Below are 4,801 nucleotides of genomic sequence, written 5' to 3' on the forward strand. Positions count from 1 at the left end.
ACGGTGGGGAGGCGGGGCGCAGACCCGACGGGGGTGCCGCGGCAGGCACCGGCCCCCGCCTCCCCACCGTCGGTCCGGACGTGGGCGCCGGAGGGGCCGCTGGACCTCGGGCTGGTCCTCGGACCGCTGCGGCGCGGGTCCGGGGACCCGACGTTCCGCGCGCTGCCGGACGGTTCGGTGTGGCGGACGGGTCTGACGCCCGCCGGGCCGGGGACGCTGCGGGTGACGTGGCACGGTGACGAAGTACGGGGCGAGGCGTGGGGAGCGGGGGCCGGATGGTTCCTGGACCGGCTGCCGGACCTGCTCGGCGCCGCCGACGACCCGGCGGCGTTCGTCCCCCGGCACACACTGCTGGCGCTCACCCGGCACCGGCGGCCGGGACTGCGGCTGGCCCGGACCGGGCTGGTGCTGGAGTCGTTGATCCCGTCGGTCCTGGAGCAGAAGGTCACCACCGGTGAGGCGTACCGGGCGTGGCGGCTGCTGGTACGGAAGTACGGGGAGCCGGCCCCCGGGCCCGCACCCGAGCGGATGGCGGTCATGCCGTCGCCCCGGACCTGGGCGCTGATCCCCTCCTGGGAGTGGCACCGGGCCGGTGTCGACGACAAGCGGGCGTCCACGGTGCTGCGGGCGGTCCGGGTCGCGGCGCGGCTGGAGGAGGCGGCCGGGATGGCGCCGGCGGCGGCGCGGGCGCGGCTGGAGCTGGTGCCGGGCATCGGGCCGTGGACGTCGGCGGAGACGGTGCAGCGCAGTCACGGCGCGCCGGACGAGGTGACCACGGGGGACCTGCACCTGCCGGGCATCGTGGGGTGGGCGCTGGCCGGGGACCGGTACGCGGACGACGCGGCGATGCTGGAACTGCTGGAGCCGTATGCCGGTCAGCGGCACCGGGCGGCCCGGCTGATCCTGCTGAGCGGCAGAACGCCGGCCCGGCGGGCGCCGAAGATGCCGCGCTGGGACGTCGGACGGCTGTGAGGCCCGAGCGCCCGACCGCCCGTGCCCCAGCCGTCCGAGCCCTTCAGCCGCCCGGGCCCGCACCAGGCCTGTGCGCGGCCCGGTTCCACACGGTCACTCGTCCGAGGAGAACCGCACCGACCCCGCCGGGATCCGCGCGTCGCACCAGACCCTGACCCCGTCCCGGAGCTCGTTGCGGGCGCCGACGACCGCGCCGTCGCCTATCACCGTCCCGGTGAGGACCGACCGCTCCCCCACCCGCGCGCGCGTGCCGATCAGCGAGTCGGTGACGACCGCTCCGGGTTCGATGACCGCACCCGGCAGGATCGTGCTGCCGAAGACGCGCGCGCCCTCCGCCACGAACGCGCCCTCGCCCACCACGGTCCCGCCCGCCAGCTTGGCGTCCGGTGCCACTCTCGCCGTCGGCAGGACCAGCCGGTCGCCGCAGCGCCCCGGGACCGCCGGGGACGGGGCACGGCCCAGCACCAGGTCCGCGGAGCCCCGCACGAAGGCCGCCGGGGTGCCGAGGTCCAGCCAGTACGTGGAGTCGACCAGGCCCTGAAGGTGGGCTCCGGCCGACAGCAGGTCCGGGAACGTCTCCCGTTCCACCGACACCGGCCGGCCCGTCGGGATCGTGTCGATGACCGAGCGGCGGAAGACGTACGCCCCCGCGTTGATCTGGTCGGTGACGATCTCCTCGGGTGTCTGTGGTTTCTCCAGGAACGCCAGGACGCGGCCCGTGTCGTCGGTGGGGACCAGTCCGTACGCCCTGGGGTCCGTCACCTTCGTCAGGTGCAGCGAGACGTCCGCGCCCGTCGTTCGATGGGTGCGCACCAGCGCCCGGATGTCCAGGCCCGTGAGGATGTCGCCGTTGAAGACCAGCACCGGTTCGTCCGGGCCGGAGTGCAGCCGGGAGGCGACGTTGCGGATGGCGCCGCCCGTGCCGAGGGGCTCCTCCTCCGTCACGTACTCGATGTGCAGCCCCAGCGACGAGCCGTCGCCGAAGTACGGTTCGAAGACCTCGGCCAGATAGGACGTGGCCAGGACGATGTGCTCGACGCCGGCCGCTCTGGCTCTCGCCAGCTGGTGCGTGAGGAAGGGCACCCCGGCCGCCCGGACCATGGGTTTCGGGGTGTGCACCGTGAGCGGACGCAACCGTGTGCCCTTGCCGCCGACCAGGAGAATCGCTTCTGTCACCTGTCGTCTCTGCTTCCTGCCGGGACCGGCCGAACTGTCTTTCGGCCGGCCAGTGTATGCAGACCGTCGCACAGCGGTTTCGACGGTGGTGCCTCCGGCAGGAAGGAACGCGGCCCGGTGGTCCGCCCCCTCAGCGGCCCTGGTAACCGGCCGCCGCGGAGCGGGTGGTGCCGAGCTTGTCGTAGAGCTTCCCCCCTGGGCACAGGGTGTTGAACCCGTCCCGGTGACCGGAGATCACGTTCAGTCGTACCTTCGTGCCTTTTGCGTAGAGATTGCCACCACCGGACGTCAGGTATGTCTTCGCGCTCGGATCCATGCCGTGCAGCCCGAGCTTCCACGCGGTGAGCTGGGCAACGCCCGTCACCGCGACGGCCGGCGGGTTCGTGGAGTCGAAGGTGCCGAGAACCGCCACGCCCATGGTGCTGCTGTTGAACCCCAGAGTGTGGGCGCCCAGGACCGGGTTGGCCACTCCCCCGGCACGGCCCTCGTAGATCTTGCCGCACTTGTCGACGAGGAAGTTGTAGCCGATGTCCCGCCAACCCATGCTTCCCGTGTGGTAGCGGTAGATACCGCGGATGACCGAAGGAGCCTGCGCGCACGTGTAGTTGTTGCCGGTGGCGCTGTGGTGCACGAAGGCCGCGCCCACCTTGTCGGTGTACACGAAGCTCTTCTCCCGCAGGCTCTCGTCCGCACCCCACCCGCTGCGCGTGACGATGCCGGGGCGCGGGCCGATGTACGGCTCCGCCTGCGGCTTCCCGCCGCTGTTCGCCTCCTGCCCGGCCGCCTCGGCGCCGCGCAGAACGTGGTACTCCTCCTCCGTCTCCGCCCGGGTCAGCGCCGGGATCTCGGTGGCGCCCAGGGGGACGAGCGGGGCGTTGGCAGCGGAGGCGGCGGTCGCCTCGGCGCTCATCACACCGGTACGAGGGGCGTCCACCGGGGTGCCCGCAGAGCCTTCGGCGGGGTTCTGGCTGGGTTTCTGGCCGGTGCTTTCGTCGGTTTTCTGGTCGGGGCTCTCGGCGGCGCCGTCCTCGGACGGGGCGTCCCGGGGCGGAGCGTCCTCCCCCGGGTCGACGAGTTCGAGGCGCATTCCGGACGGCAGCAGCGGGGTGGGCTCCTCGGCGCCTTTCCCGGCGCCTTCCTCTGCGGTGGAACCGGCGGACTCGGAGCCGGCCTTCGGTTCTGGTTCCGAGTCGGGTCCGCTTTCCGCCCGGACCCGGATCTCCACACCGTCCGACGCGCCCACCCACAGCGGTGCGGTGGCGCCGCGGACCCGGCCCGAGGTGCGTTCCACGGTCTCGGGGTCGGCTGCGTGGTCGGCGTTGTGGGTCTCGACGTCCTGCCAGCCGGACCAGACGCCGGTGCCCGCCGCGCGGGCGCGGACCTGGACCTGGCCGCGGAGTTCGGTGGCGGGGTCGTCCCAGACGACGCCGACGAGGGAGAAGGGCCGTACGGACAGCGGGGCGAGGCCGAACGTGACGGCGCCGGTGACACGGTCGGGGTCGAGGGGCCGTAGGGGCAGCGACTGGGTGCTGCCGGGGATACCGGACTCGGTCGTCACCGCTGCGCGGGTGACCGCCGGCGCCGTTCCGCCCGGGCCCGCGGCCGCCGCTGCGGCGGACGGGGCGAGGGGCAGGGCGAGTGCGGCCGCACAGGTGACACCGATGGAGGAGGCGAGAGTTCTACGCATGCCCCTGAGCTTGGACATAGTCACACAAATCTGTCCATCGGGGAATTGACGGGCTGTCGGGATCCGTTCCCCCGAACCGGTGTCCCGGGCACTCGGTGCGCACGGCCGTGTCCGCGTACGCTTGCGCAGGTGAACGCCACCGACCGCACCCCCGCCGACCTGCTGGGTTCCGCACTCGCCGCGGACCCGGGACGCCCCCTGGTGACCTTCTACGACGACGCCACGGGCGAACGCGTCGAATTGTCCGTGGCCACCTTCGCCAATTGGGTGGCCAAGACCGCGAACCTGCTGCAGGACGAACTGGCCGTCGAGCCCGGTGACCGCGTGGCGCTGCTGCTGCCCGCGCACTGGCAGACGGCCGTGTGGCTGCTGGCGTGCGCGTCGGTGGGTGTGGTCGCGGACGTGTCCGGCGACCCGGCGGCGGCCGATGCCGTGGTGAGCGGGCCGGACGCGCTGGAGACCGCGCGGGCCTGCTCGGGCGCACGGATCGCGCTGGCCCTCAGGCCGCTCGGCGGTCGGTTTCCGCAGCCTCCGGAGGGCTTCGCCGACTACGCCGTCGAGGTGCCGGGGCAGGGCGACCGGTTCGCGCCGTACGTGCCGGTCGACCCCGAGGCGCCGGCCCTGATCGTGGCGGGCCGGGAGTTCACCGGGGCCGAGGTGGTGCAGCGGGCCCGCGCGGAGGCGACGGACCTCGGGCTGACCGGACCGGCCTCGCGCATCCTGTCGGGGCTGCCGTACGACACCTGGGAGGGTCTCCACGCAGGCCTGTACGGACCGCTGGCGACCGGCGGCTCGGTGGTGCTGTGCCGGAACCTGGACCGGCTCGGGGACGACGCCCTGGCCAAGCGGGTCGAGAGCGAACGGGTCACCGTCATCGCCCGCTGACGGCCTGCCCGTCCCGCCGCTCCCCCTGCCCACACCCGGCGGAAGCGGGAGCGGACCGGAACCGGACCGGTCGCCCACACC

Annotated in this window: 4 protein-coding genes; 2 read left to right on the forward strand and 2 right to left on the reverse strand. The window is 73.6% G+C overall.

Features of this window, described 5'->3' with window-relative positions:
• Positions 1-3 precede the first annotated feature (3 nt).
• The gene (locus AOK11_RS11970; protein WP_055593658.1) at positions 4-972 is read left to right on the forward strand and encodes a DNA-3-methyladenine glycosylase family protein; all 969 of its coding nucleotides are present in this window, start codon (positions 4-6) and stop codon (positions 970-972) included.
• Between the two features lie 93 nt (positions 973-1,065).
• Here AOK11_RS11970 and manB read toward each other — a convergent pair whose 3' ends face one another.
• A complete protein-coding gene (manB, locus tag AOK11_RS11975) occupies positions 1,066-2,148 on the reverse strand; it encodes a mannose-1-phosphate guanylyltransferase (RefSeq protein ID WP_055593656.1) in 1,083 nt (360 codons plus the stop codon).
• A gap of 130 nt (positions 2,149-2,278) precedes the next feature.
• Positions 2,279-3,835, reverse strand: coding sequence for an N-acetylmuramoyl-L-alanine amidase (locus tag AOK11_RS11980; protein ID WP_055593659.1), 1,557 nt, complete (start codon positions 3,833-3,835; stop codon positions 2,279-2,281).
• A gap of 129 nt (positions 3,836-3,964) precedes the next feature.
• Here AOK11_RS11980 and AOK11_RS11985 point away from each other — a divergent pair, with 129 nt between their 5' ends.
• On the forward strand, positions 3,965-4,720 hold the full coding sequence (locus AOK11_RS11985) for a TIGR03089 family protein (protein WP_055593657.1): 756 nt from the start codon (positions 3,965-3,967) through the stop codon (positions 4,718-4,720).
• Positions 4,721-4,801: the final 81 nt, after the last annotated feature.

It is taken from the genome of Streptomyces hirsutus (genome assembly GCF_001418415.1).
GTDB lineage: Bacteria > Actinomycetota > Actinomycetes > Streptomycetales > Streptomycetaceae > Streptomyces > Streptomyces hirsutus.

Coding starts and splice junctions, on each gene's coding strand:
- AOK11_RS11980 (WP_055593659.1), bottom strand. CDS start 3,835: ATGCGTAGAACTCTCGCCTCCTCCATCGGTGTCACCTGTGCGGCCGCA.